The organism is uncultured Candidatus Kuenenia sp. (assembly GCF_900696675.1).
In the GTDB taxonomy this organism is placed as follows: domain Bacteria; phylum Planctomycetota; class Brocadiia; order Brocadiales; family Brocadiaceae; genus Kuenenia; species Kuenenia stuttgartiensis_A.
This window is the reverse complement of sequence record NZ_CAADGZ010000050.1, coordinates 1-24,328: the sequence shown is the minus strand read 5'-3', so window position 1 is coordinate 24,328 and position 24,328 is coordinate 1. Positions and strand designations below refer to the sequence as shown.

At 41.1% G+C, this 24,328-nt stretch carries 20 protein-coding genes; 10 read left to right on the top strand and 10 right to left on the bottom strand.

Annotated elements, in window-relative coordinates:
* From QZT26_RS09210 to QZT26_RS09200, 3 genes are all read right to left on the bottom strand, one after another.
* Positions 1–105 (bottom strand): DUF2024 family protein (locus QZT26_RS09210; RefSeq protein ID WP_295101757.1); only part of this gene is annotated, 105 nt, incomplete at its 3' end.
* A gap of 51 nt (positions 106–156) precedes the next feature.
* The gene (locus QZT26_RS09205; RefSeq protein ID WP_099325234.1) at positions 157–1,332 is read right to left on the bottom strand and encodes a pyridoxal phosphate-dependent aminotransferase; all 1,176 of its coding nucleotides are present in this window, start codon (positions 1,330–1,332) and stop codon (positions 157–159) included.
* 107 nt (positions 1,333–1,439) lie between these two features.
* Positions 1,440–2,615 (bottom strand): multicopper oxidase domain-containing protein, encoded by a 1,176-nt coding sequence (locus QZT26_RS09200; RefSeq protein ID WP_157820517.1) that lies wholly within the window; start codon positions 2,613–2,615, stop codon positions 1,440–1,442.
* A gap of 343 nt (positions 2,616–2,958) precedes the next feature.
* Here QZT26_RS09200 and QZT26_RS09195 point away from each other — a divergent pair, with 343 nt between their 5' ends.
* The gene (locus tag QZT26_RS09195) at positions 2,959–3,192 is read left to right on the top strand and encodes a hypothetical protein (RefSeq protein WP_169703033.1); all 234 of its coding nucleotides are present in this window, start codon (positions 2,959–2,961) and stop codon (positions 3,190–3,192) included.
* Positions 3,193–3,375: 183 nt separating this feature from the next.
* On the opposite strand, the gene mgtA is transcribed toward QZT26_RS09195, so the two are convergent.
* Positions 3,376–6,099: a magnesium-translocating P-type ATPase gene (gene mgtA / locus QZT26_RS09190; protein WP_295101753.1), complete on the bottom strand. Its 2,724-nt coding sequence runs from the start codon at positions 6,097–6,099 to the stop codon at positions 3,376–3,378.
* Positions 6,100–6,746: 647 nt separating this feature from the next.
* Between mgtA and QZT26_RS09185 the strand changes: the two genes are divergently transcribed.
* Both QZT26_RS09185 and QZT26_RS09180 read left to right on the top strand, forming a co-directional pair.
* On the top strand, positions 6,747–7,262 hold the full coding sequence (locus QZT26_RS09185; RefSeq protein ID WP_197705157.1) for an ATP-binding protein: 516 nt from the start codon (positions 6,747–6,749) through the stop codon (positions 7,260–7,262).
* Entirely contained in the window at positions 7,240–8,259 is a 1,020-nt protein-coding gene (locus QZT26_RS09180; RefSeq protein ID WP_099325230.1) for a hypothetical protein, read from the top strand. The genes QZT26_RS09185 and QZT26_RS09180 overlap by 23 nt, the downstream gene beginning before the upstream one ends.
* Before the next feature lie 105 nt (positions 8,260–8,364).
* On the opposite strand, the gene corA is transcribed toward QZT26_RS09180, so the two are convergent.
* From corA to QZT26_RS09155, 5 genes are all read right to left on the bottom strand, one after another.
* Complete coding sequence (gene corA, locus QZT26_RS09175) at positions 8,365–9,429, bottom strand: magnesium/cobalt transporter CorA (protein WP_295101750.1); 1,065 nt, start codon at positions 9,427–9,429, stop codon at positions 8,365–8,367.
* A gap of 112 nt (positions 9,430–9,541) precedes the next feature.
* A complete protein-coding gene (locus QZT26_RS09170) occupies positions 9,542–10,936 on the bottom strand; it encodes an MBL fold metallo-hydrolase (protein ID WP_295101749.1) in 1,395 nt (464 codons plus the stop codon).
* Positions 10,937–11,069: 133 nt separating this feature from the next.
* Complete coding sequence (locus QZT26_RS09165; RefSeq protein ID WP_157820516.1) at positions 11,070–11,618, bottom strand: DUF2062 domain-containing protein; 549 nt, start codon at positions 11,616–11,618, stop codon at positions 11,070–11,072.
* Positions 11,619–12,053: 435 nt separating this feature from the next.
* A complete protein-coding gene (locus QZT26_RS09160; protein WP_099325226.1) occupies positions 12,054–12,764 on the bottom strand; it encodes a TrkA family potassium uptake protein in 711 nt (236 codons plus the stop codon).
* Between the two features lie 31 nt (positions 12,765–12,795).
* A complete protein-coding gene (locus QZT26_RS09155; RefSeq protein ID WP_295101747.1) occupies positions 12,796–14,133 on the bottom strand; it encodes a potassium transporter TrkG in 1,338 nt (445 codons plus the stop codon).
* A 608-nt stretch (positions 14,134–14,741) separates the two neighbouring features.
* Here QZT26_RS09155 and QZT26_RS09150 point away from each other — a divergent pair.
* The 7 genes from QZT26_RS09150 (at position 14,742) to QZT26_RS09120 (ending at position 22,218) form a co-directional block, all read left to right on the top strand.
* A complete protein-coding gene (locus QZT26_RS09150) occupies positions 14,742–15,356 on the top strand; it encodes a metallopeptidase family protein (protein WP_169703039.1) in 615 nt (204 codons plus the stop codon).
* Positions 15,357–15,484: 128 nt separating this feature from the next.
* Positions 15,485–15,979 carry a YajQ family cyclic di-GMP-binding protein gene (locus QZT26_RS09145; RefSeq protein ID WP_099325223.1) on the top strand — a complete coding sequence of 165 codons (495 nt, stop codon included), beginning with the start codon at positions 15,485–15,487 and terminating at the stop codon, positions 15,977–15,979.
* Positions 15,980–16,188: 209 nt separating this feature from the next.
* Complete coding sequence (gene gndA / locus QZT26_RS09140; protein WP_295101745.1) at positions 16,189–17,607, top strand: NADP-dependent phosphogluconate dehydrogenase; 1,419 nt, start codon at positions 16,189–16,191, stop codon at positions 17,605–17,607.
* Positions 17,608–17,610: 3 nt separating this feature from the next.
* Positions 17,611–19,137, top strand: a complete 1,527-nt coding sequence (zwf, locus tag QZT26_RS09135) for a glucose-6-phosphate dehydrogenase (RefSeq protein ID WP_295101744.1) — start codon at positions 17,611–17,613, stop codon at positions 19,135–19,137.
* 30 nt (positions 19,138–19,167) lie between these two features.
* Positions 19,168–19,902 carry a 6-phosphogluconolactonase gene (gene pgl / locus QZT26_RS09130; protein WP_099325220.1) on the top strand — a complete coding sequence of 245 codons (735 nt, stop codon included), beginning with the start codon at positions 19,168–19,170 and terminating at the stop codon, positions 19,900–19,902.
* Positions 19,903–20,373: 471 nt separating this feature from the next.
* Positions 20,374–21,366: a porphobilinogen synthase gene (gene hemB / locus QZT26_RS09125; protein ID WP_099327032.1), complete on the top strand. Its 993-nt coding sequence runs from the start codon at positions 20,374–20,376 to the stop codon at positions 21,364–21,366.
* 78 nt (positions 21,367–21,444) lie between these two features.
* Positions 21,445–22,218: a hypothetical protein gene (locus QZT26_RS09120; RefSeq protein ID WP_099325219.1), complete on the top strand. Its 774-nt coding sequence runs from the start codon at positions 21,445–21,447 to the stop codon at positions 22,216–22,218.
* A 161-nt stretch (positions 22,219–22,379) separates the two neighbouring features.
* On the opposite strand, the gene QZT26_RS09115 is transcribed toward QZT26_RS09120, so the two are convergent.
* The gene (locus QZT26_RS09115; RefSeq protein WP_099325218.1) at positions 22,380–23,804 is read right to left on the bottom strand and encodes a hypothetical protein; all 1,425 of its coding nucleotides are present in this window, start codon (positions 23,802–23,804) and stop codon (positions 22,380–22,382) included.
* Positions 23,805–24,328: the final 524 nt, after the last annotated feature.

Here is a 24,328-nt window from a genome sequence, read left to right as displayed (position 1 = left end):
TTGAAGAACCTTTTCATGTGTCTGATCATCAGGGACGATAATATCAAAATGCATTGTCAGCCCGTTTTTCTTCACTACGTGTGTGTCATAGACAGATACTTTCATAGATTTCCCCTTTCTTCTTTTAGAATTAAAATATACCTTAATTTTTCAGTCTTAATGACGGTAAAAGTCTTTAACCTTTTTAAACCCCGGGAGCGATTTTTTAATGGTTTCTTTCTTAACACAGAAGGCGATTCTGATATATCCACTTCTTCCAAAGCTCTTCCCCGGAAGCACCAGTATTCCTTCTTTAGCCAGTTCTTGCGTAAATACAAGGTCATCTCCGGGAGTTTTTGTAAAGATATAATAAGCACCCATTGGTCGTGTAAATGAATAACCAAAATCCTGCAGCGCATTACAAAACATATCCCTTCTTCCCTGATATTCCGCCCTGTCAACACAAACACCCTGAAGATTTGTAACGACATGTTGCATAAGGACAGGGGCGCTCAGATACCCAAGAACGCGATTAGCAAATGTCAAGGCCTCCATAAGTTCCCTGGAATTTTTCATTGCAGGGTGGACGGCTGCATACCCTATCCTTTCCCCCGGAATCGAAAGCGGTTTGGAATACGAGGCCGCAAAAATGGTGTTTGAATAGATGTTAAAAATGTCAGGAAGCTTATTGCCATCGTAAACGATGTCCTGATACGCCGCATCATAAATCAAAAAAATGTCATTTCCAAACTGTCGGTTTTTCTCGTTCAGAAGCCTTGCGGTAGATTTCAAACTTTCATCAAAGTAAATCATCCCGGATGGGTTATTCGGCGAGTTTATGATAATTGCCTTCGTACGGGGCGTTGTCTTTGCTGCTATAGCATCAATGTTTAAGGTAAAATCCGCGTTTGTTTCTGCCACGCAACAAACCCCACCGTGGTTATCTATGTAATAGGGATATTCCAAATAGAGAGGTGACAAAACAATGACTTCATCGCCAGGATTCAAAATCGCTTTCAAAATAATATTTAATGCACCGGCGCCACCAGCGGTCATAATTACATGCTGCGCAGTGAAAGGAAGTCCTCTTTCTTTTGACAGCGTTTTAGCGATTGCCTCCCGCGCCTGAACATGTCCTGCCAAAGCTGAATAGCCATGCATCTCCGGAAAGGGATTATTTGCAACCCTCTTCAATTCCTCAACAAACTCCAAAGGAGGTTCTATCTTCGGGTTTCCCAGTCTAAAGTCATACACTTCTTTCTCTTTAGAAACAACCTGAGAACGATCCTCAAAGATATTCACAATCCAGGACGAAGCGGCGATTCCTTCTTTTACCTTAATAGATATTGACATACAATTCCTTTCGTATGAGCTGTTTTTTAAGTTCTAAGAAATTATTCTTTTTTTTTAACCGCAGCACACATAATAAGAAAGCGCATGGGAAAAATCTCTTATTTATTTTATGGCGTCATCTTTTTTGGTCGAATATCAAAAATGGTCATTGGCCCATGAGGATAAATCCCCCCGCTTACCATACCCTTCATATTGTGGTCGTGAGCAATGCTGATCCCTGGTCCATAATTACACGACAGACATTTTCTTTTTGAAGAAAAATCAGGGATTTTGTAGAGAATATCATATCTTTCACCAGAGCCAATAAGTAAGGTATCTTTTTCGTAGGCAAAAGGAAATTTCCTGCCGTCAGTACCGATTACCAAACCGTGAAAACCGTGCGGATGCCAGGCAAAAATATGTTCATACCCTAAGGCCAATAATCTGACCAAGACAGTTTCCCCATCATATGCAACGATTCTTGTTTTGGGGTCATTTATGGTCGACAGCGGATGCGTCAGGTTATCCATAAAAATCCTTCCGTTGAGCATAAAATAGTTAGAATTCCAATCCAGACCCCTTCTGATATCACCTACTTCCCTGAGCGTCTCCATATATTCGCTATCTAACTCACTCATAAAAAGGGTATATTCCCTGTCAAATGTATATCCATAAATTTCATTCGGTTTTTTTTCTATTATGATGGGAAAATACATTCCACTCATAATATGGTTTGTGGAATCCACATGACAATGCCCCATATACGTACCTTCGATATCTTCCGGAATGGTTAATAAGTACCGGTATATTTCTCCTGGAAAAACAGAAGGATACGGCAAATTCGGCACACCATCAAGGGCGGGAATTAAATCCAGTCCGTGAAAATGTATAGTGTGAGCTACATGATTAATGCCTGAGTGTTCTTCTGTTTCATACCATCCGGCATTATGCAAAACAACAACATAATTCCTGCCTGATGTTAAACGTATCTCATCACCCGGCACTTTGAGTGGTAATAATTTTGCATTTCTTTCCGCCTTCGTTTTAATTTCTTCCACATCGGCAAAATCTTTTGCATGCGTGAATCCCCAGAAATATATCATTTCACCATCTGCCATTTCCTGATAGCCGTCTGTAACATAAAGATGAAATTCCTTTTCTATCTGCCCTTTTATATTTAATTCACAAATGCTCTTTTCGATTTCTTCTTTCCCCTGTATTATTTTTTCTTCAGCATGTGCTGCTATGGCAAGGCTAACATACATAACACAGAAAAAAGACCATACTAAATGTATTTTTTTCATAGAGAACCTCGTGAATAAGAAATTTTTTATACGGATTATTATTCCGTTTTTCAACAACGAAAGACTTTCTATTTATAAACCTAAGCACAATCCTTGAGGAAAACTTTGCCCAATGCAAATATTTTATTATCACAATATTATTATAACAGAATCTTTGGCATTATACCAAAGTGTTACAAAAGATTAGACTATCAGCATCAAATGTAGATTCCGTTAAATCAGATGAAGAACAGATATCAAAGACACAACCCAATCTGTACACAATTATTATTGCAGATGTTGGTTTACAAATTAAGTATTTAATTATTAAAAGGATTTTTCTTGATTAACGAGATCAGGGTTTTTGAAAATAGTTGTAAAAAGATTAGAGCCTGCCCGTATACCTTACATGATTACCGGTTCGATAGCAGCTAATTTTTATACAAATCCTAGAATGACCAGGGACATTGATATTGTTATAGAAGTTGAAGAAGAAGAAGATGCCGGAACTTTGTTTTCCTTATTTTCAACTGACTTTTATGTAAACTATTTCATGGGTGTGGTGATGATTTGTGTTTTGCTGAGCATTGTTTTGTGAACGGGATATTTATCAGCTATTTCAAGCAACCGTTTTTTTTGCTCATCCGAAAGAGAACCCTCTGAAATTTTTGGTATGGAATTCAAGAAGAATATTAGTCTTTAAAGCTCACACCCGAACAATTTTTCTATTTATTAAATTAATGCATCCGGTATTTTCATCCATAATTCCCCCCCTAAAACTTTAAAGCCACTGATTAAATCTTCTGATATACCAATTTTTGATGTATTGGGTAAGGAAGCAATATCCGGCCAAAATACCGATCAACCAAGGGAAATAAGAAAAAGGAAGCGGCTGCAGAAAAAAAACTTCTGCTAAAGGTGTGAATGGAATCGCAATTCCGGTCATCATAATTAAATAGGTTAATGCAATCACCGGAGCAGAAGCCCAACTTTGAATAAATGGAATTTTTTTGGTCCGGATCATGTGTACAATTAATGTTTGAGAAAGCAGACCTTCCACAAACCAGCCTGTTTGAAATAAACTTTGATGCTCAGGGCTGTTCGCCTTAAACACAAAAAACATTACTGCAAAAAGGATGTAATCGAAAATGGAACTGATAGGGCCGATGTGAACCATAAATCTTTGAATCCCGGATGGATCCCATTTCTTCGGCATTTCCAGGAAATCTTTATCCACGTTATCCCATGGAATGGAAGTTTGTGAAATATCATATAAAAGGTTTTGTACCAATAATTGAATGGGCAACATGGGTAAGAAGGGTAAAAATGCACTGGCTCCTAAAATACTGAATACATTCCCGAAATTACCGCTGGTGGCCATTTTGATGTATTTAATAATATTCCCAAAAGTTCTGCGACCATAAATTACTCCATCCCTCAGAACCATTAAATCTTTTTCCAATAAAATAATATCTGAACTTTCTTTTGCAATATCAACGGCAGTATCCACCGTAATACCTACATCTGCTTCTTTTAAACCAGCCGCATCATTGATACCATCTCCCAGGAACCCAACGGTATGACCTTTTGCCCTTAACGCTTGTACTACTCTTACTTTTTGCAAAGGACTCAATTTGGCAAATATGGAAATCTCGTCTATCCGATCAGTTAGTTCTTCATCAGAGATCAACTCCAACTCATTACCCAACATGATATTTTGAATTGGGATGCCAACATCTTTACAAATCTTTTTGGTAACAATTTCGTTATCACCTGTCAATACTTTTACTTCGATATTCAATTTATGTAGTGCCTCAATACTTGGTTTTGCGGATGGTTTAGCCGGATCAAGAAAACCTATAAATCCTGTTAGTGTAAGATTACTTTCATCTGCAACGGAATAGGTCAAAGGCCGGTCTCCCTCAAATTCACGGATAGCAAGCAACAAGACGCGAAGCCCTTTTTCATTTGATCTTGTGGAAGTTTCTAAAACTCTTCCTCGCATAAAATCATCCATCAAAACCACTTTATCCCGCCCAATATGCAATTGGCGATTTTCTCCAGGGTCAAAACTATGCGTACATAGATCCAGCATTTCTTCCACGGCGCCTTTACAAATGAGTAAATGTTTGCCGTTTTTTTGTTTTAATATAACGCTCATTCTTCTGCGTTGAAAGTCAAAGGGAATTTCATCAACCTTGGTGAAATGCTCTTCTACTCTTAAGTAGTCTTTTACCTCTACATGTTCCAGCACCGCTTTGTCCAATAAGTTTTTTAAGCCTGTTTGATGGTAACTGTTCAGATAAGCCCATTTCAAAACTTCATCATCTTCCTCACCAAAAACATTTAAATGATTTTCCAGCACAATTTTATCCAAAGTCAATGTACCCGTTTTATCGGTACAAAGCATATCCATTGCACCAATGTTTTGAATAGCATTTAATCGCTTTACTATCACCTTGTGTTTGCTCATGCTTACTGCACCTTTGGCTAAGTTTGAAGTAACGATCACAGGTAACATTTCAGGTGTTAATCCTACTGCTACTGCAATGGCAAAGAGTAAGGCATCCCTCCAATCCCCTTTCACTAAACCATTTATCAGAAAAATAATGGGTACCATGATGAGCATAAAGCGAATGAGCAGGCGACTCACTTTATTAATCCCTTTATCGAAATTAGTTTCCGGTCTGTCGCCAACAATACCCTTGCTGATACTGCCAAAATAGGTGTTGGCACCTGTAGTAATTACTACTGCTTTTGCTGATCCGCTCACTACGTTTGTACCCATAAAGCATAGGTTACCAAGCTCAATAGGTTGGCTATTATCCACATCACCAATTGGCAAATACATTTTTTCTACTGGAAGTGATTCGCCTGTGAGCATAGATTCACTTACAAATAAATCGGTGCTTTGCACGATGCGGCAATCTGCCGGGATCATATCTCCGGCGGATAAATAAACGACATCACCAGGTACTAAATGTGTCATTAGTATTTCGCCTTTACCGATTGATTGACGAAGTACTGTTGCCGTTGTTTTTATCATGCGCTTTAACTGTTCGGCCGCACGGTTACTTTTAAACTCCTGGAAAAAACTAAGTAGCACGCTAAAAATAACCATAACAGAAACAACTGCTACCGTTTTATAATCCTGCTCACCAGGCGCTGCCAGCCCCACATCAATCACAAAAGAAATTATGATGATTGATAGAAGGATAAAAATGAATGGATTTATAAATGCTTTTATTAATTGTTTAAGCCATGATGGCGCTTTATCGTAGCCAACCTCGTTCAAACCAAATTTTAAAATGCGATCATCCGCCTCTTCATTTGAAATTCCTGTGGCGGAACTTTCCATCATAGCATATACTGAATATGTATCTTTTCGGGAAGCATCGCGCAATTTGATTATTGCTCGTTCACTCATTTCAGCACTGCGTATTGACTTAAAGGGTCGTTTGATTACTTTTTTCAACTTTTTTATTTCTGACTTTTCATACTTCATTTTTCAATTCCTGATTTAAATTTTTCGATATCTTGCTTGATAGCGCTTTCTGAAAATCAGTTGTTGTATTATAGTAATTAAATTAAAAAAGGGGGCCGGATAAATAATCCACCCTTGTTATAATCCAATATCCCATGGAAAACCACTGCAAAGGTAAACGCTGATCAGGTAATAAAGGATGTCGCTGATTGAAATCAGTGGTCAGGTAGCCTATGATTAAAGGTTATTTTTTTCATTTAATTATAATTGAATTCAGGGAATGAAAACCGGTATTGGAAAAGCACTCGAGCATTCGCCTGATCTGACATTTGCGATATTATGATGCCTGTGCCGGAGGGCTACGGGGTACTGCATGCCGTTCATAAAAATGATGGAATAAAAAATACACCGTTCATTTTCCTCACTGCCAAAACCGAACGGGTACAGCAAATGAATCTCTTATAAAAACCCTCAGCGATTTTAGAAATGAAAAGCTTATTGATATAAAAGACGATGGAAGTATTCTTATTCTTAACCTGAGAAAACTGAAATATTTACTCAATTGAATATCTATCTGACACTGTCAGCAGGAAAACGATAGTAACAAAGCCGGATCAAATTTTCGAAACCTATCATTTAATTTTAAATAACAAAAATCAGGTCAAACAATGATGATTATAATTGTTTTCGGTTTACCGGGTTCAGGTAAAAGTTATTTTGCTTCCAGGCTTGCAAAAATGATCAACGCCGGATATGTGAGCAGTGATAAAGTGAGGAAAGAACTTTTTAAAGAAAGCGTTTATTCTGAACAGGAGAAAAGGGCGGTATATGATAAAATGCTTCAACAGATGGAGCAAGCGATACAACAAAAAAATAATTTAGTACTGGATGCCACTTTTCATAGAAAAGATACAAGGAAAATGTTTGTTGAGGAAATGAAGGGAAAGGGCAATATTTTCTTTATAGAGGTTCAGGCGGATGAAAATATAATAAGAGAAAGATTAAAAAAGCCCAGGCCATACAGTGAAGCGGATTTTGAGGTTTATAAACACATTCGCCGGCAAAATGAACCATTAAACGAGCCTCATTTGATATTGAAGTCAACTGATGACAATATAGATGAAATGTTGCGAAAGACTTCTGAATATTTGAAAATTAAAAATGACAACAAAGCAAATCAATGACCTGTTGTCCGGGGGCGAATTCCCGGAAGAAACCAGCCAAAGGGAATTAATTGAAACCCATATATCATGGGTGATTTTATGCGATCAATTCGTATATAAAATTAAAAAGCCGGTACAATATTCCTTTCTTGATTTTTCCACCCTTGAGCGTCGCAATTATTATTGCCACAGGGAGATAGAATTAAATAAAAGGCTAACCCTCAATGTTTATCTCGAAGTGTTGCCTGTACGCAAATCGCAGGATAAAATTATTATCGGTGGGAAGGAGGGAACCATAATAGATTACGCAGTAAAAATGAATAGACTGGACACAGAAAAACAAATGGATAAATTGCTGACGCAGCATTTGGTAACCGAATCAGATATCAAAAAGCTGGCAGAGAAAATAGCTTCATTTCATAAAAACACAACGATTATTTATGAAAAGGATTTATCGGATATCGGAAAAAAATTCAATGACCTGGCAGCAGAAAAGAAATTTATAACGGAACAACTGGGCAGCACATTCGGCGTTATCATCGCCAATGCTATCAAATTTTCTGATAAGTTTATGGATAAGAATAAGGCGTTGATAGCCTACCGGCTTAGAGAGGGCTTCTGCAAGGATTGCCATGGGGATTTACATTCGAGGAATATTTTCTTATTACCTGATCCGGTGCCGTTCGATTGTATTGAGTTCAATGACGATTTTCGTCAAATTGATGTATTAAATGAAGTGGCTTTCCTATGTATGGATTTGGATGCATTTGGCCGAAAGGATTTGTCAGACTTATTTCTTGAATATTATAATGATTTTTTCCCCGCTATGAAATCGGAAAAAGAACGTGATCTTTTTATTTATTATAAAAGTTATCGTGCCAATATACGGGCAAAAGTAAACAGCCTGCAGGCAAAAAGCGCAGCAACAGATGAAGAAAGAACAAAATCACTGGCTGCCTCGGAAAAATATCTTTACCAGATGGAAAGCTATTTGAAAGAACTCAGAACGGATAAGTAGAAAATATAGTAACTATTCCGCGTAAACGATACACGGCTCGTTCCCAAACAGATGCTTCGGCCGGCCCGGCACATGGTTTGTTTGGAAACAAACAGCAGCCATAATTTATATCCATCGTTTTTTCCGGAAATACACAACCATAGTCGTCCCGATGATACCCATTGCCATTAAAACGGCAAAATATCCCCAGCGCCATTCTGCTTCGGGAAGATATTTAAAATTCATTCCGTAAACACCTGCAATAAAAGTGAGCGGCATGAATATTGTTGCGATAATGGTTAATACCTTCACAACTTCGTTCAGCTTGTTACTCACGCTTGAAAGATAAATATCAAGCATTCCTGTCGCCATGTCGCGAAACGTTTCAATGGTATCGATAATATGTATGGTGTGATCGTACACATCTCGCAGATAAACGTAGGTAGAGCTTCGTATAAGGGGTAGTTCGCCCTTGTCCATCGTATTAATTACCTCCCGCAGCGGCCAGATGGATTTCCGCAGAAACAATATCTCGCGCTTAACGTTATGAATCTTTCGAAGGGTTTCCATGGAAGGCGTTGTAATTAATTCTTCTTCTATGTCCTCGATGTATTCCCCCATCTTTTCCAACACAACGAAATAACCGTCTACAATAGCATCAAGGAGCGCATAAGCCAGATAATCTGCGCTCATTTTCTTTATGCGTCCCTTGCCATTTTTAATCCGGTCTCTGACGGGATTGAAAACATTGCTTTCCTTTTCCTGAAAGGAAATAACATAATTTTGGCCCAGGATTAAACTTATTTGCTCTGCTTCAATCCGTTTATCGTCGCCGTTAAAAGTAAGCGTTTTCAGAACGATGAAGATATAGTCTTCAAAATCTTCCATTTTTGGACGATGGTCTGTGTTCATTATGTCTTCCAACAATAACGGGTGTATATTTGCAAGTTTTCCAATATTCTCAATGTTTTCAATACTATGAATGCCGCAGATATTGATCCACGTTGTCATTTGGTCGTTTTTCAGCGGAAAGCATTCTTTGATGTCCGGTATTTCCCTTTCAAGGCAGCTTGTCCCACTGTATTCCGTGGCAGTTATTTTTACCTTCGCCAATTTCTTCTCGCCAATATGAATAAGAGATCCCGGGGGCAAACCTGTTTTTTTCGATCTGCTTTTAAACAATCTGGTCATGAAACGATCCTCCTTTTCCTGATAAAACGTGGTAATTCGGCAGGGGGCAGGTTTAAAACCTGTCTCAACCTGGAAAAACCATGGAAGTGTATGTAACTGTGACGGCATAGTTTTAGATGGTAATAACTTCCATGCGAAGCGGTGCACAAGTGTCGGTGTTCATCTGTTTCTTAATGGCATCAACAAAGCCGAGTGCCGTTTCTTCCTCGCCGTGTATCACGAAAATACGTCTGGGCTTTCTTTTGAATTTATTGAGCCAGTCCATAAGACCTTCCTGGTCAGCGTGCGCAGAAAGACCTCCAATCGTATAAATCTTCGCTTTTACGGCAATTTCCTCACCAAAGAGTTTTACCATAGTGGCGCCTTCTACTATCCTTCTTCCCAGCGTGCCATATGCCTGGAATCCCACAAAGATAACGCTGCATTCCGGGCGCCACAAATTGTGTTTTAAATGATGGCGAATTCTGCCTTCATTACACATCCCGCTGGCGGAAATGATAATCGCACCGCTTTTTATCTTGTTTAATTCCATGGATTCTTCCACGGCCTCCGTAAATTTTAACGTGAGATTATTCCCGGAAAATTTCCCTTCCCTGATAAGTTCAAGGGTTTCATCATCAAGGCACTCAGGATGATTTAATGTAACCCTGGTGGCGCGTATTGCCATTGGGCTGTCAACAAAGACCCGGAGATGGTCTAATTTCCCCCCTATCGATAGTTTTTTTAAAAGATAGAGGATGTTTTGTGTTCGTCCAACGGCAAAGGCGGGGATAATTATATTCCCCCCCCTTTCCAATGACTCTGTTACCGCTTGTCTTAATTCTTCGGTTGTCTCGTTTATGCCCTTGTGTCTCCGATTGGCGTAAGTGGATTCTATAAATACATAGTCCCCTTCCTCTATGGGAGTTGGGTCATTTACAACAGGTATATTTTTTTGCCCGAGATCGCCTGAAAAAACGAGCTTTTTTTCTCCGGAGGCATCTTCGTTTACCCACAACTCAACAATCGCAGACCCCAAAATATGCCCTGCATCCTGAAATCTCACCTTTATCCCGTTCCCGATTTCCTCTATTGTGCCATACTCTATTCCCTGAAAATAATCAAGGCTGTCGGCGGCTTCATCGGCAGTGTATAAGGGTGTTAATAAAGGCTTCCCAGCCCAGCCCCGTTTCTTATTGTCCCATTCTGCGTCACGTTCCTGTATATAAGCTGAGTCCATAAGCATGATACGGCACAATTCAACCGTTGCGTTTGTGGCAAGTATTTTCCCTTTAAAACCATCTTTCACCAGTTTTGGAATGAGTCCCGAATGATCAAGGTGGGCATGCGTCAACAAAAGATAGTGTATCCCGGAGGGGTCGAAGGAAAAAGAGTTGGCGTTCTGTTCTTCATTTTCTTTTGACCCCTGGAAAAAACCGCAGTCAATGAGCAGATTTGCCTCTTTCGTTTGGATGTAAAAACAAGAGCCGGTAACCATTCTTGCCGCACCGATAAAGGTTATATTCATTCTTTTATTCCCTTTCTCATTTGGCTTGAAAATTTAAAAACAAGGCAACAGTTTAACTTTTTGAGAAAATGTTCCAGGGCGGATTCCGCTCGCTGAAACGATATGCCGTCCTTCATATTGAACCGGCAGAAATTCATGTATCTTCGTGGTGGGTGTGCCTGAAATGCTTTTTACAATACAGAATCACCCGCAATGTAATTAAGTAGGCAATACCCCCTGCAACAGCGCCCACAATTATTCCACCGATTGTGAGGGGGATGAAAATATTTCTCCAGAGAGCCAGGATTGTTTTTAACCGGTCATAGAAATGCCATACTTCCCCTTTATCCAATGCATGGTCAGTTTTCATTAAAATTTCTTTGACTTTAAAGAGCGGAGGGCCGCTCCAGAAAAGGTTGCCCACCCAGTAGGTAAACCCATAGACAAAAGGAAAGGTTATTGGATTTGTTGTCCATACAAAGATAATAGCCGCAGGCCGGTTGGCATTGCAGATCGACGAGAGAAAAGCGGCGATAAAAATTTGTAGTCCGATAGTTGGCGTCACGGCAACAAATATCCCGATGGCAACGCCAAGGGAGATCGCTCTTGACGAACTGCGTAATTTAACCAGCCCGCGAAGATAGGTATATATTTTCTCCTGCAGGCGTTTTGGAATATATTTATTATTTATTAAAAAGTTCACGGTTATTGTTTGTTGGTATCCAGATTAAAATCCAATTGTTCCTATAAAAAATTTTGTTTTATCGTTATCATGCTTGTTTGGTTTCCGCTTGTCCATGTTAGGGTGTGGTGATGAATAGAAAGAGATTATACTGTAAGAGTTCACAAACAGGGATTTCTAAAACTAGATTTAACTTTTGTTGACATAAATAGTTATAGCATTTTTGAAATCACACTTTGTGGACCCCTTGAGTATGTTTATGGTAAGAAAATAGCATGTTATCGTTCATTTCTCAACATAATCTTTTGTTACTTTTATGGGAATCCGTGGTTCTTTGCCAATCTTTTACCATGAAATTTCGAGAGGATACGAAAAGCTTATAAAAAAAGATTTTTTTATCGTGGAATACTGTAAAAGGATAGTAAAATTGTATGGACTGAGAAGAAAAACCTGTCATTATTTCCATTTTTTCTCAAATCTCTCGATATCTTTCTTATCGCCTAAAATAATAAAAACATCGCCTTCTTCAATTTTATAATTGGCGGTGGGCAGTACTTTTATTTCTTTTTCTTTTGCCTCTTCTGTCTCTTTTGCCTCTTCTGCCTTTTCCACAGTTTCAACAATCTTCCTCTTTATAATCACAACGTTAACCCCAAAGTTATTCTTTACATCCCATACGTTTATCGTGCTGCCAATCCACTCTTTTTTCGCTTCAATTTCTGCAAGGGTATAATCTGCGCCCAGTTCCATGTATTCCAATATGCCCGGAGACAAAACACTGTTTGCCACGCGAACACCCATATCTTCTTCGGGGAATATTACGCGTGTGGCACCTACCATTTTTAATATCTGTGCGTGAAGCGAGGTACACGCACGGGAAATGATCTCATTTATGCCAATATTTTTGACCAGTGCCGTGGTGAGGATGCTCGATTCAATATTTTCGCCAATACTGATTATAGCCACATCTACCTCCTTAATGCCGCTGGCTATAAGCGCCTCTTCATTGGCGCTATCTATCTGAATTGCCTTGGTAACAAAATCGCTTATTTTTTCTATTAAATCCTGCCGCCGGTCAATCGCAATTACCGATGCTCCTTTTTTCGCCAATACTTCTGCCACCTTGAAGCCAAACCTTCCCAATCCAATTACCGCAAATTGTCTCATGCCTTTATTACTCCTTTAAAATTATTATTTACTAACCCACCATAAAAATTCCTTGCGGGTATTTAATGGAAACTGTTTTTTTCCTGCTCCAAACGGAATAGCCTATGACGAGCGGGCCTATCCTCCCAATCAGCATTGTGGCGCAAATAATGAACTTGCCGGCGACGCTTAGTGAAGGAGTAATTCCTGTGGAAAGCCCTACAGTGCCAAAGGCAGAAAAGGTTTCATACACAATATCAATATATGCTGCCTTTTCAGTGGCAGAGAGAATTAATATATCCGTAATAATCACGAGCAGTGCCAGGGTACAGATAGCAAATGCCTTTGCCCTGATTTTTGCCGATATACGTTTATTAAACAATATGGGTTCTTCTTCCATCGAAACAACCGAAAAAATAGACGCAATCAGGACGCCAAAGGTGGTAGATTTAACGCCTCCCCCGGTGCCTCCGGCAGGTGCGCCTATGTACATCAGCAGAAGCATCATAGTCAATGACGAGATTTTCATCGTGCCGATATTTACCGTATTGAACCCAGTTGTGGTAGAAGTGGAAATTGTCTGAAACAATGTCGTCAACACCCTGTCTTTAAAAGTAGGAAACGGGGAATGCCATTCAAAAAGAAAAATCAAAATCCACCCGGAAAATATGAGAAGCGGCATCATAACCATTACCAGCCTCGTATGAACTGAAATCTTCCGCAGCATTTCATCTTCCGGCGATTTCACAAAAAATGTTTGATAAATATCATAGATCACCGGAAACCCAATACTGCCGGCAATACATAAGCCGTTGATGACAAAGTTAAAATAAATGCTGTTACCATATGTACAAAAATTATCCGGAAATAAACTAAAACCGGCAGTGCAAAATGCTGAAATAGAATGAAATATGCCCAAATACACCGCCTCTTTTAAGGGAAATTCCTTCATCCAAAAGAGGGTCAGAAATACAGCGCCGGAAAATTCAAATACAAAGGCAATGAGGCAAATAATTTTACTAAACCGTAAAATATCTTCATAAGGATGCGAACTAAAGGATTCTTCTAAAACTACTCTGCCGCTTAAAGATAATCGAATGCCAAGCCCATACATTATCAAAACAATAAAGATCATATACCCCAACCCGCCAATTTGGAAAAGCATAAGGATTATCACCTGGCCAAATATTGTATAAAACTTCCCTATATCTACAACGCTCAAACCGGTGGTGGAAATTGCTGAGGTAGCGGCAAAAAAAGCGTCTGTCACTGATTGCGGTTCGCCTGAAGTCGAAGAGACAGGATGGGCTAAAAGGAAGGTGCCGATTATGATAATAAAAATAAAGCCAAAGAGGATAATACGATAGGGATTTGATTTAAAATAACTCATTTTTTGTAAAAAACAAATTGATTGTTAAATTGATTTGCTCAAATCATATCAAAATACACGTTCATATTAATATTCTGCGTGCCGCTATATGTCTGGCAGGAGAAAACGATATACTATTGTGGATGCTTTTTCTTTTATAGTCAATCAAATTAGGTTGGGTTTTTAAAAGACGAAAACTCAACGGCATTCATTTTTACCCGCCCCTACCCCTCCCAAGACGGGAATTTGATAAGCTCCTTCTCGGGAGAGGATTAAGAGGTGGGTTTGTGCATTGTTTAAGTAAAAACATTGAAATGTCTATCCAGCAAATTAGGTTTTGGGGAAATAAATGCTTTTAACCATAATTTAAGTGGTTTTTGTGGGGTACTCTGTGTAAGATTTTGGAGGGCAATATAGTATTCCCTTGGGAAAATCTCTTCTTTTTTGTAAATTTTTCTTCGTGCCCTTCGTGTTTCGTGGTTAAACGCTCTGTTTGTTTTATATTATATCTTATGGTAAAAGACGATATCCCACTTAAATGTTTTCATTGTGGTAAAACGCACCATATGGAAGAATTTTGTAAAGGCAGCACACTACAATGCTCTCGCTGCAGTAAGCAGATATCTCCGTTGGTATTTGATGAAGTATGCGAGACGGATACCAGAGGGTTCTCTGCATTGCTTGGGTTCTTTGCCATTGCTTCGCTTTTGGGGGCATTGGGCAGTGTTATGATGATGCATGGCTGGAATATATGGGTTGTATTATCTATGGTGGGCGGACTGCTCTTTTTTGTTGGCAAGGTGTTTATTATCAAATATAAAATAGTCGATGCGGAAGAATATTTTTTTGGCAAGGTAGTAAATGAAAAGCCGCACGACAAGGGCTTAACACATTTCGAACAACTGGCGCTGGATGCAATAAAGGAATTGCCGCAAAACATAAAAACCCGCCTGGAAAATGTTTCTATCGTTGTGGAAGACAGACCCAGTACCTATATACTTGAAAAACTGAAGTTAAAGCCAAACAGGATGCTTCTCGGAGTTTTTCAGGGTATTCCCCTGAACAAAAAAAGTGTCTGGCATTCGGGCACATTACCGGAAAAGATTACTCTTTTCCAGAAAAATATAGAATCTGTCTGCCGTTCGGAAGAAGAGATTAAACAAAGGATTAAAAAAGTAGTCCGTCACGAAGTCGCCCATTACGTCGGATTTTCGGAAGAGGAAATAAGACAATTGGGGTATTAATTGTCTTTTCGTGAACCCCATGCTGAAGCATGGGGTTCACGAAAAGACGGTTTTTTCAAAAAAAACCAAAGTGTTACAAATGTTAAAATTTATGATTATTATATCATGTAATGTAAGGAGAGATAATTATGGCTGAAACGCATTCATTTGACATAGTATGCAAGGTCGAAATGCATGAGATAAAAAACGCTATCGACCAGGCGCAAAAACAAATAGCCGTAAGATATGATTTCAAAGGAAGCAAGTCCTCGATTACATTAAATAAAGATGACACCATTATACTGTTTGCCGAGGATGATTATAAATTGTCAGCACTGACGGAAATTTTAAAGGAAAAAATGGCGAAAAGAAATATCCCGCTAAAGGCACTCACCTTTGGCAAAACGGAAGATGCCGTTGGGGGAACGAAACGGCAGACGATTACATTGCAAACGGGAATACCCACTGACAATGCAAAGGAGATCGTTAAAGTTATAAAAAATTTAAAACTCAAGGTTCAGGCAAAAATACAAGAAGATCAGGTACGTGTTTCAGGGCAAAAGATTGACGATCTCCAGATGGTTATGAAGGAACTTAAAGACCTGGACAATGACTTTGCAATGCAGTTTATAAACTATAAATAATGAAATCCGATAATTGTTACAAATGGTTGCGTTTTTGGTTTCTCAGCTTAAACATTACACGACTCATGGCGGGTCCAGGTTCGCAACCTGAACCCGCGCCGGAATACCGATTTCGGTAGTTTAATAGATTGCGCTGAATAGTTACACTTTTTTGAAATTTGGAGTTTTCTTCTGAGTAATGCCACAAAGTGGCATAAGTGGAGGTTATCATGCAGAAAAACAGCTTTGGTCTTATTGGCCTCGCAGTAATGGGGCAAAATCTGGTTCTTAACGTTGCGGATCACGGTTTTAGCGTTTCAGTTTACAACCGTACTGCGGAGAGGACTCATGAATTTATGTCGGGCGAGGCAAAAAACAAGAAGATTACCGCGACGTATTCACCAAAAGAATTCGTTGCAAGTCTTGAGCGTCCACGCATAATCCAAATTATGGTGAAAGCAGGCGGAGCGGTTGATGCCGTTATTGCCGAATTAAAACCATGGCTGGATGAAGGGGATATCATTATCGATGGGGGAAATTCGTATTTCTCCGATACGGAAAGAAGGACAAAGGAGCTGGAGTCAAATAAACTTCGCTATATTGGAATGGGTGTTTCCGGCGGAGAAGAAGGGGCGCGTTTCGGGCCCAGCCTTATGCCAGGTGGTACAAAAGAGGCATACGCCCTGATTGAGCCATTGATGTCCGCAATTGCGGCAAAGGCTCCGGAAGATGGGCTGCCCTGCGTTGCGTATATTGGGCATGGCGGTGCTGGTCATTACGTTAAAATGGTGCACAATGGCATAGAATACGCCGATATGCAGCTTATAGCGGAAAGCTATGCCTTGCTGAAATCAACCATAAATCCTGCCCCGGAAGAATTTCATGAAATTTTCACTGAATGGAATAATGGAGAGCTTTCTTCGTTCCTTATTGAAATTACGGCGTTTATTTTTACTAAATCAGACGACAAAACCGGGCGCCCTCTGTTGGAAATGATCCTGGATAAAGCCGGACAGAAGGGCACTGGAAAATGGACAAGCCAGAATGCGATTGATATAGGGGCGCCCGTTCCCACAATTACTGCGGCAGTGGATGCGCGTATTCTTTCTTCCATGAAAAAAGAACGCCAGGAGGCGTCTAAAATCCTTTCCGGCCCAAAAAATAACTATGCCGATGAGAGGGGAAAAATCATCGCTGCGGTTAGGGATGCCCTTTATGCATCCAAAATTTGCTCCTATGCCCAAGGTATGAATCTTCTGAAAAGGGCTTCGGAGGAATATGGGTACAATATGGATTTAGGAGAAATTGCCAGTATTTGGCGCGCCGGATGCATTATTCGCGCAAAGCTGCTTGATGATATAACACGCGCATACCGGAGCCGCCCCGATTTGCCGAATTTATTATTGGACGCCGGATTTAAACATGCCGTACAAAGCAGGCAGGCTTCATGGCGTTTCGCCGTAAAAACCGCATTTGAACTGGGCATACCGGCAGCGGCACTGAGCGCTTCACTTGCCTACTTCGATGCGTATCGTTCCGGGTTTTTACCCGCAAATCTTATACAGGCGCAACGCGACTATTTTGGCGCCCACACATTTGAGCGTATTGATACATCCGGCGTGTTTCATGCAAACTGGAAGGAAAAATAACAAATGGGAAAAAAACCTATTGCGTCTGTTGACGCCTGTAAATTGAACAAAGATGTTTTAAGAAAAATCCCCAACCCAGCAACAATTGTAATTTTTGGCGCTTCAGGCGATTTAACCGAGCGGAAATTGATCCCTTCCCTCTTTCGGCTGGATTGTGACGGGCTGTTGCCTGAGAAGCTTGCGGTTGTTGGTGTAGCCCGCACTGAAATGGATAGCGAAGGTTTTCGCAAAAAACTAGCGGAAAGCATTGAAATTTACTCCCGCCACAGTAAAGACCGAATTTGCAAGTGGTCTAAATTTGAGAAAAAATTAATTTACCACCGGGCGGATTACGACAATCTGGAAGATTACAAAACCTTAAACAGGCTTTTGGTTGATTTAGGTAAAAAACAGGACATAGGCGCCAATTGCCTTTTTTATCTTTCTACGCCACCAATCCTTTACCCTGTAATAGTGAGCAAGCTGGGCGAGGCTGGAATGGCGCAACAATCGGATGAATATTGGCGCCGTATCATTATTGAAAAACCATTCGGGAGAGATCTTGCTTCCGCCATTGATTTGAACAACCATGTACATCAGGTCTTTGATGAAAGCCAGGTGTATCGCATTGACCATTACCTTGGCAAGGAAACCGTGCAAAATTTATTGGTATTTCGTTTTGGCAACGCAATCTTCGAACCGCTCTGGAGCCGAAACTATATAGACCACGTCCAAATTACCGTATCGGAAGAGGTGGGGCTGGGGAACAGGGCGGGATATTACGATACTGCAGGCATATTGCGCGACATGTTTCAGAATCATCTGCTGCAGTTGCTTACACTCACCGCAATGGAGCCGCCGGCTGGGTTTAACGCCACCTCTCTGCGTGACGAAAAGGTAAAAGTACTTAAAGCGGTTCGCCCCATTAAGCCGGAAGAGGTAGCTAAATATACCGTTCGCGCACAATACCGGACATATCGGGATGAAAAGGGCGTCGCGCGGGGGACGGAAACGGCAACCTTTGCTGTTTTAAAACTGTTTATTGATAATTGGCGTTGGCGAAACGTGCCTTTTTATCTGCGTTCCGGTAAGGCGCTTAACAGCAAGGTCACTGAAATTTCAATTCAATTCCGGCATGTGCCCCATTTAATGTTTCCTTTACCGCCCGGAGAACAATTGCCTCCAAATAAATTAGTGTTATGCCTGCAGCCAAATGAAGGAATGCGTTTGGGCTTTGAAACGAAGTTGCCTGGCGCCGGGATGAAAACCCGCACGGTAAGCATGGACTTCCTGTACGAACAGGATTTTGGTGAAAACATCCTGCCCGATGCGTACGAAAGGCTTATTCTCGATGCCTTACAGGGGGATGCCTCCCTTTTTACAAGGAGTGATGAGATTGAATTGGCATGGAAAATAATAGACCCAATCATCCAGGGATGGGAAAGCGAATATGCCCCTCCTTTGGCGTTTTATGAATTGGGGACTTGTGGTCCCAGCAAGGCAGATGAATTTATAAAGGCTGATGACCGCAAGTGGAACCCCTGTATTTAACCCTAAACGATAACTATTTCACAACTGAACATGAATTACCATATCTTACCTGCCACAGATCTTATAAAAATAATGGCCGGGTATATCGTCCAATGTGCAAAAAAAGCGGTCTCTGAACGAAATCGCTTTCTTGTGGCTTTGTCCGGAGGCTCTATGCCCGAATTGCTGTTTCCCGCATTGACCTCAGAACCGGTCTTTTCTGAAATCAACTGGAAAGCCTGGCATGTTTTCTGGGCGGATGAACGCTGTGTACCACAGGTTAATCCGGAAAGCAACTATTATTTAGCCTGTAAGCATCTTTTCAATCATGTTGATATTCCGTCTTCCAGGATTTATACGCCCAATACCTCTGTGGGACCGACAGAAATGGCAGCCCTGTATCAATTAAAACTGCAGGAGGTTTTTCATATAAAAGGCGAAGAGTTGCCCCGTTTTGACCTTTTATTGCTTGGCATGGGAGAGGACGGGCATACCGCTTCGCTATTCCCAAACCATCCCCTTCTGAAAGAAAAAAACCGCTGGGTAGCCCCTGTATTTGACGCCCCCAAACCACCGCCGGAACGAATTACGCTAACCTTGCCGGTAATTAATAACGCCCATTGCATTATTTTTCTGATAACAGGGAAAAACAAGGCCGCTGCAGTAAAAAAAATTATTCTGGAAGAATCGGCGCCAGCGCCCTTGCCGGCACAAATGGTAAAACCCGTGCATGGCGAATTACACTGGTTCTTAGATGAAAATGCGGCCTCTGAACTTGGCAGATAGCATTTCTATTCAGAATTTCAGTAAATCCCGGGTCACAGGGGTTGCTTTTGTAAGAAATTCGCCGTTCTCCCGCGCACCCCGTTTTTTGTAACCGTTCATGGGGTCATGGCAAAACAATCCTGACAGGGTCAACACTACCGTACGTTCAGAACCCCTTTCTTGCGTTCTTTGCAACGGAAGACATGGCTCATGTTTTAATTCTGGCTCGCGTGCTCTTGCCTCATCAAAGAATTCCTATCACGTTTGGCGACAGTTCCGGGCGCCGCGCAAATATCCAGGTCAGACTGATTTTAGAAATTTAGCGGTAATTTGGCGTGATAAAATTTTAAATTATGGATTTTGAATTAATCTAAAATCTAAAATTCCTGTAAACTAACATGCGGTGAATGAGTAACTTTTTAATTTTTTTTTATGATGGTATTTACTATAATATTTTTATACTTTTACAAAAAATTTATAAGGAACGAAAAAATGAGCTTCCCGAAACAAAGATTGCGAAGATTACGTCAGAATGAAAATATAAGAAGGCTGGTGCGGGAAACGCATCTCTCTGTGGATGATTTAATTATGCCGCTTTTTGTAAGGCCGGGCAAGGGCATTAAACAACCGATACCCTCTATGCCCGGTAACTACCAGATGTCTGTCGATATTCTTACGGAAGAGGTAAAGGAATTGGAAGCAATAGGGATTCCCGGCATAATCCTCTTTGGCATCCCTGAAGTGAAAGACGAACTGGGCTCTGACGCATATTCTGATGCCGGCATCATACAGAAAGCAATTACGGCAATAAAAAAAGAGGCAAGAGATATACTGGTACTTACGGATGTTTGCATGTGCGAGTACACTAGCCATGGACACTGTGGATTCCTCAAGGCGGATGAACATACAGGACACTTTGAGATCGACAATGATAAGACACTGGAACTCCTGGCAAAAGAGGCGGTTTCACACGCAAATGCGGGGGCGGATATCATAGCGCCTAGCGATATGATGGATGGCCGCATCGGCACGATAAGAGAAGCGCTTGACCGGGAAGGGTTCCGCCAGATACCGATTATGGCATACTCCGCAAAATATGCTTCAGGATTTTACGGCCCTTTCCGGGAGGCGGCAGAATCTACTCCGGAAATGGGAGACCGCTCATCGTATCAGATGGACTCGCACAATGCGGTGGAAGCGTTGCGGGAGGTTTCTTTGGACATTGAGGAAGGAGCGGACATCGTTATGGTAAAACCAGCGCTGGCCTATTTGGATATTATCCGCAATCTGAAAGAAAACTTTAATTATCCTATCGCAGCATATAATGTCAGCGGAGAATTTTCCATTGTTAAGGCTGCGGCAGAAAAAGGATGGATTGACGAAAAACGTGTTGCGCTTGAAATACTCACCGCAATCAAACGGGCGGGTGCGGACATTATTCTTACCTACTGGGCAAAAGATGCCGCACGATGGCTAAAGGAATAATTTTTAAACACTTTCGTTAAAGTAGAAATTAAAGGGCTGTGTGCATTCTCCAAAATTGTATATGAGGAGGTGAATAGTATGAAGTATTTCATCGGTTCAATGATTGCTTCCCTGGTGATAGCGACTTCTTTTTGCGCAGGGGTATTTGCTGATATTTCGTATGCGGATTTGTTTTTAGAGGGAAAAGGGTATAAACCTGTACATGATACGTGGCAGATAAATACATTTCCCTTGAATGGTGAAAACAAAGATTGCATCCTGCCGGAAAGTTTGCTTTACCGGGAATGGTGCGCGAATACATTTGTTAATGGAGAACAAATATACGAAGCGTACAAAGAAATAGCATTTGCTTTGGAATATCACGCCGACCCCCCAAAAACAGATTATTGGCAAACACCCATAGAAACCGCACAACGGAAACAAGGCGATTGCGAGGACTCTGTATTTCTCTTCTTTTCACAATTGGAAAAATTAGAGATTGACGGGGAAATCGTATGGGGATGGGTAATAGATAAGAATAATCTGACCGCCTTTGCGCATGTATGGTATCAATTGTTTGATAAATATGGGGAGGCCTATATCGTAGAAGGTTTTTCCAGAGAATGGAATGGTATCATCCCCGCTGAACTTATTAGTAAAAATGAGGAGCGCATTCCTACTTTAAGGCTGGAGCACGCGGCGGTAAACAAGGTAGCGGAAGAAGACGCCGAAGATTTTTTACGGCCTATAGAACAATTCCAATATTCATGGAACCTGTATGCCATGAATAATATGGCTGCCATAAAGGATATTTTTTACAAATTGCAGGATATGTTTGGCAGATACAATGGGCAAAAGGCTGTTGGCTGGTAGTTTCACAGTATAGGGGTGAAGCATTTGCTATAAATTGTCATAAATGAGTTCGTGCCCGAACTGACAAATGCTTCTCCCCCTACTTTTTCAAAAAATGGAAATCTTCAAATTTTTTACCGGGACAATTCCACAACTACCAACTACCACAATTTGCCAAAAAGTTATTGAGTCCCCAATAATCCTGCCGCGTTAATTTTCTGGACATAGATATCCCAATAACTCTTATCCGTATTACGTTCGTCTTGCCACACAATAATTGCGCCGCCATTTCCGTCACCCACAATAGCTGAATAACATTGTGTATCCTCTGCAGCGCTCACCAGCGTACCGTTATTGTTCCAAAGGGAATTGCCGCCGGAATCAATTCTTTGTGCATAGATATCAAATGATGAAGATCGATTATCGTTCCAGGATAAAATAGCGCCGCCTGCGCCATCCCCGGCGATTGCTACATAATTCTGAATGCCGGCTTCAATACATACAGGCAATCCGTCGTCCTTCCACAAGGAATTTCCTTCAAGGTCAACGCGTTGAGCGTAAATATCATATTTTCCGCTGCGTAAATCCCACCATGCAATAATCGCGCCCCCTGCTCCATCCGTTGCAATCACCGGATAATCCTGTTTTTCCTGTGCGATTGAAATGGGAATGCCGTCCGTCTCCCATATGATGTCGCCATTTCCATCCAATTGTTGTGCAAAAATATCGGTATTGTCATTTCGCATATCCATCCAGGCAATGATTGCGCCTTCCGCGCCGTTGCCAGTGATAACGGGATAGCTCTCGTGTCCCCGCGCACCGCATACGGTAACGCCTGCTTTGTCCCACAAAATACTGCCGCTGCTATCGATTCGCTGGGCATAGAGATCGGCGAATGTTTTTCTGAAATCCTGCCACACGATAACAGCGCCACCGTGGCCATCTTCTACGGCAACGGGCGCGCTTTGGGACCCATATACCAGACAAACAGGAACGCCATTCTCTTTCCACAATACCTCTCCATTGTGATTGATTCTCTGTGCATACAAATCATCATAATTTGTCCTGGTATCCTGCCATATGATAATAGCGCCGCCTGCTCCGTCCGTAACGATGCACGGGCTGTCTTGCTCATTAATTTCATCACATACCGTTATCCCATCCACTTTCCACAGGGGACTTCCGCTTGCATCAATCCTTTGCGCATAAATATCACTGTCACTAATCCCGCGGCGCAAATCGTGCCATGTAATAATAACGCCGCCTGCTCCGTCGCTGATAATTTTCGGCTGCCTCTGGTTTTCTTCTGCCAGGCACACAGGCACGCCATTTTTCTGCCACAGCACATTTCCCTTTGCATCAATTCGCTGTGCAAAAATATCAAAGTGAACATTACGGGTATCTTCCCATACTATAATAGCGCCGCCTACGCCGTCACCTATCGCCTGGATTGCGCTTTGTTGTCCCTTGGCAGTACAAATTGCCGTATTCTCAAGAGGACTGGTCGACCATGCCGCTACGGCAAGGTTTTGAAAAAACAGTATGGAAGAAAATAGTACAGCAATATATGCTGCCTGGCATTTGTGCAGTTTTACTGATTTATACATTTTAATCCCTTTCAACGAACTTCAATGTTTACCTATACGAAAACGGCATAAAAATTGTTTTGTAACTTCTCAATAAGCTGTGGTTTTTATAATAATTTCTACAGACTGCCGTCTGTAATTTGCCGACTGCCAACTGTACAGCATTTCCCATTAATAAGGAAGCAAGGGGGTTGTTTACCTCAACTTATTGGTAACTATTCAGCGTAATCTATTAAACTACCGAAGCACAACTCGTTCTCAAACCTTGTACTGAACATAGTGAAGTGTCTGTTTGGGAACGTAATGGCACGGGAAACTACATTCGCGGGTTCCGGTTTGTAACCCAATGTCATTAAGTTAAGCAACCTGCCAGAAAAGTCCCCCTTAATAAAGCTAATCTTTACCCACAAATTTCAAGAGCACCGTAGTTGTACGGCCAATTGAGCTGAAGGCTAAGTGGTGTAAAGTTCGTAAGCAACTTCAATATCAGCCAAACGTGACATGCCTCGCCAAAGTACTTCACTTCCGGGATGGCCATCACCACG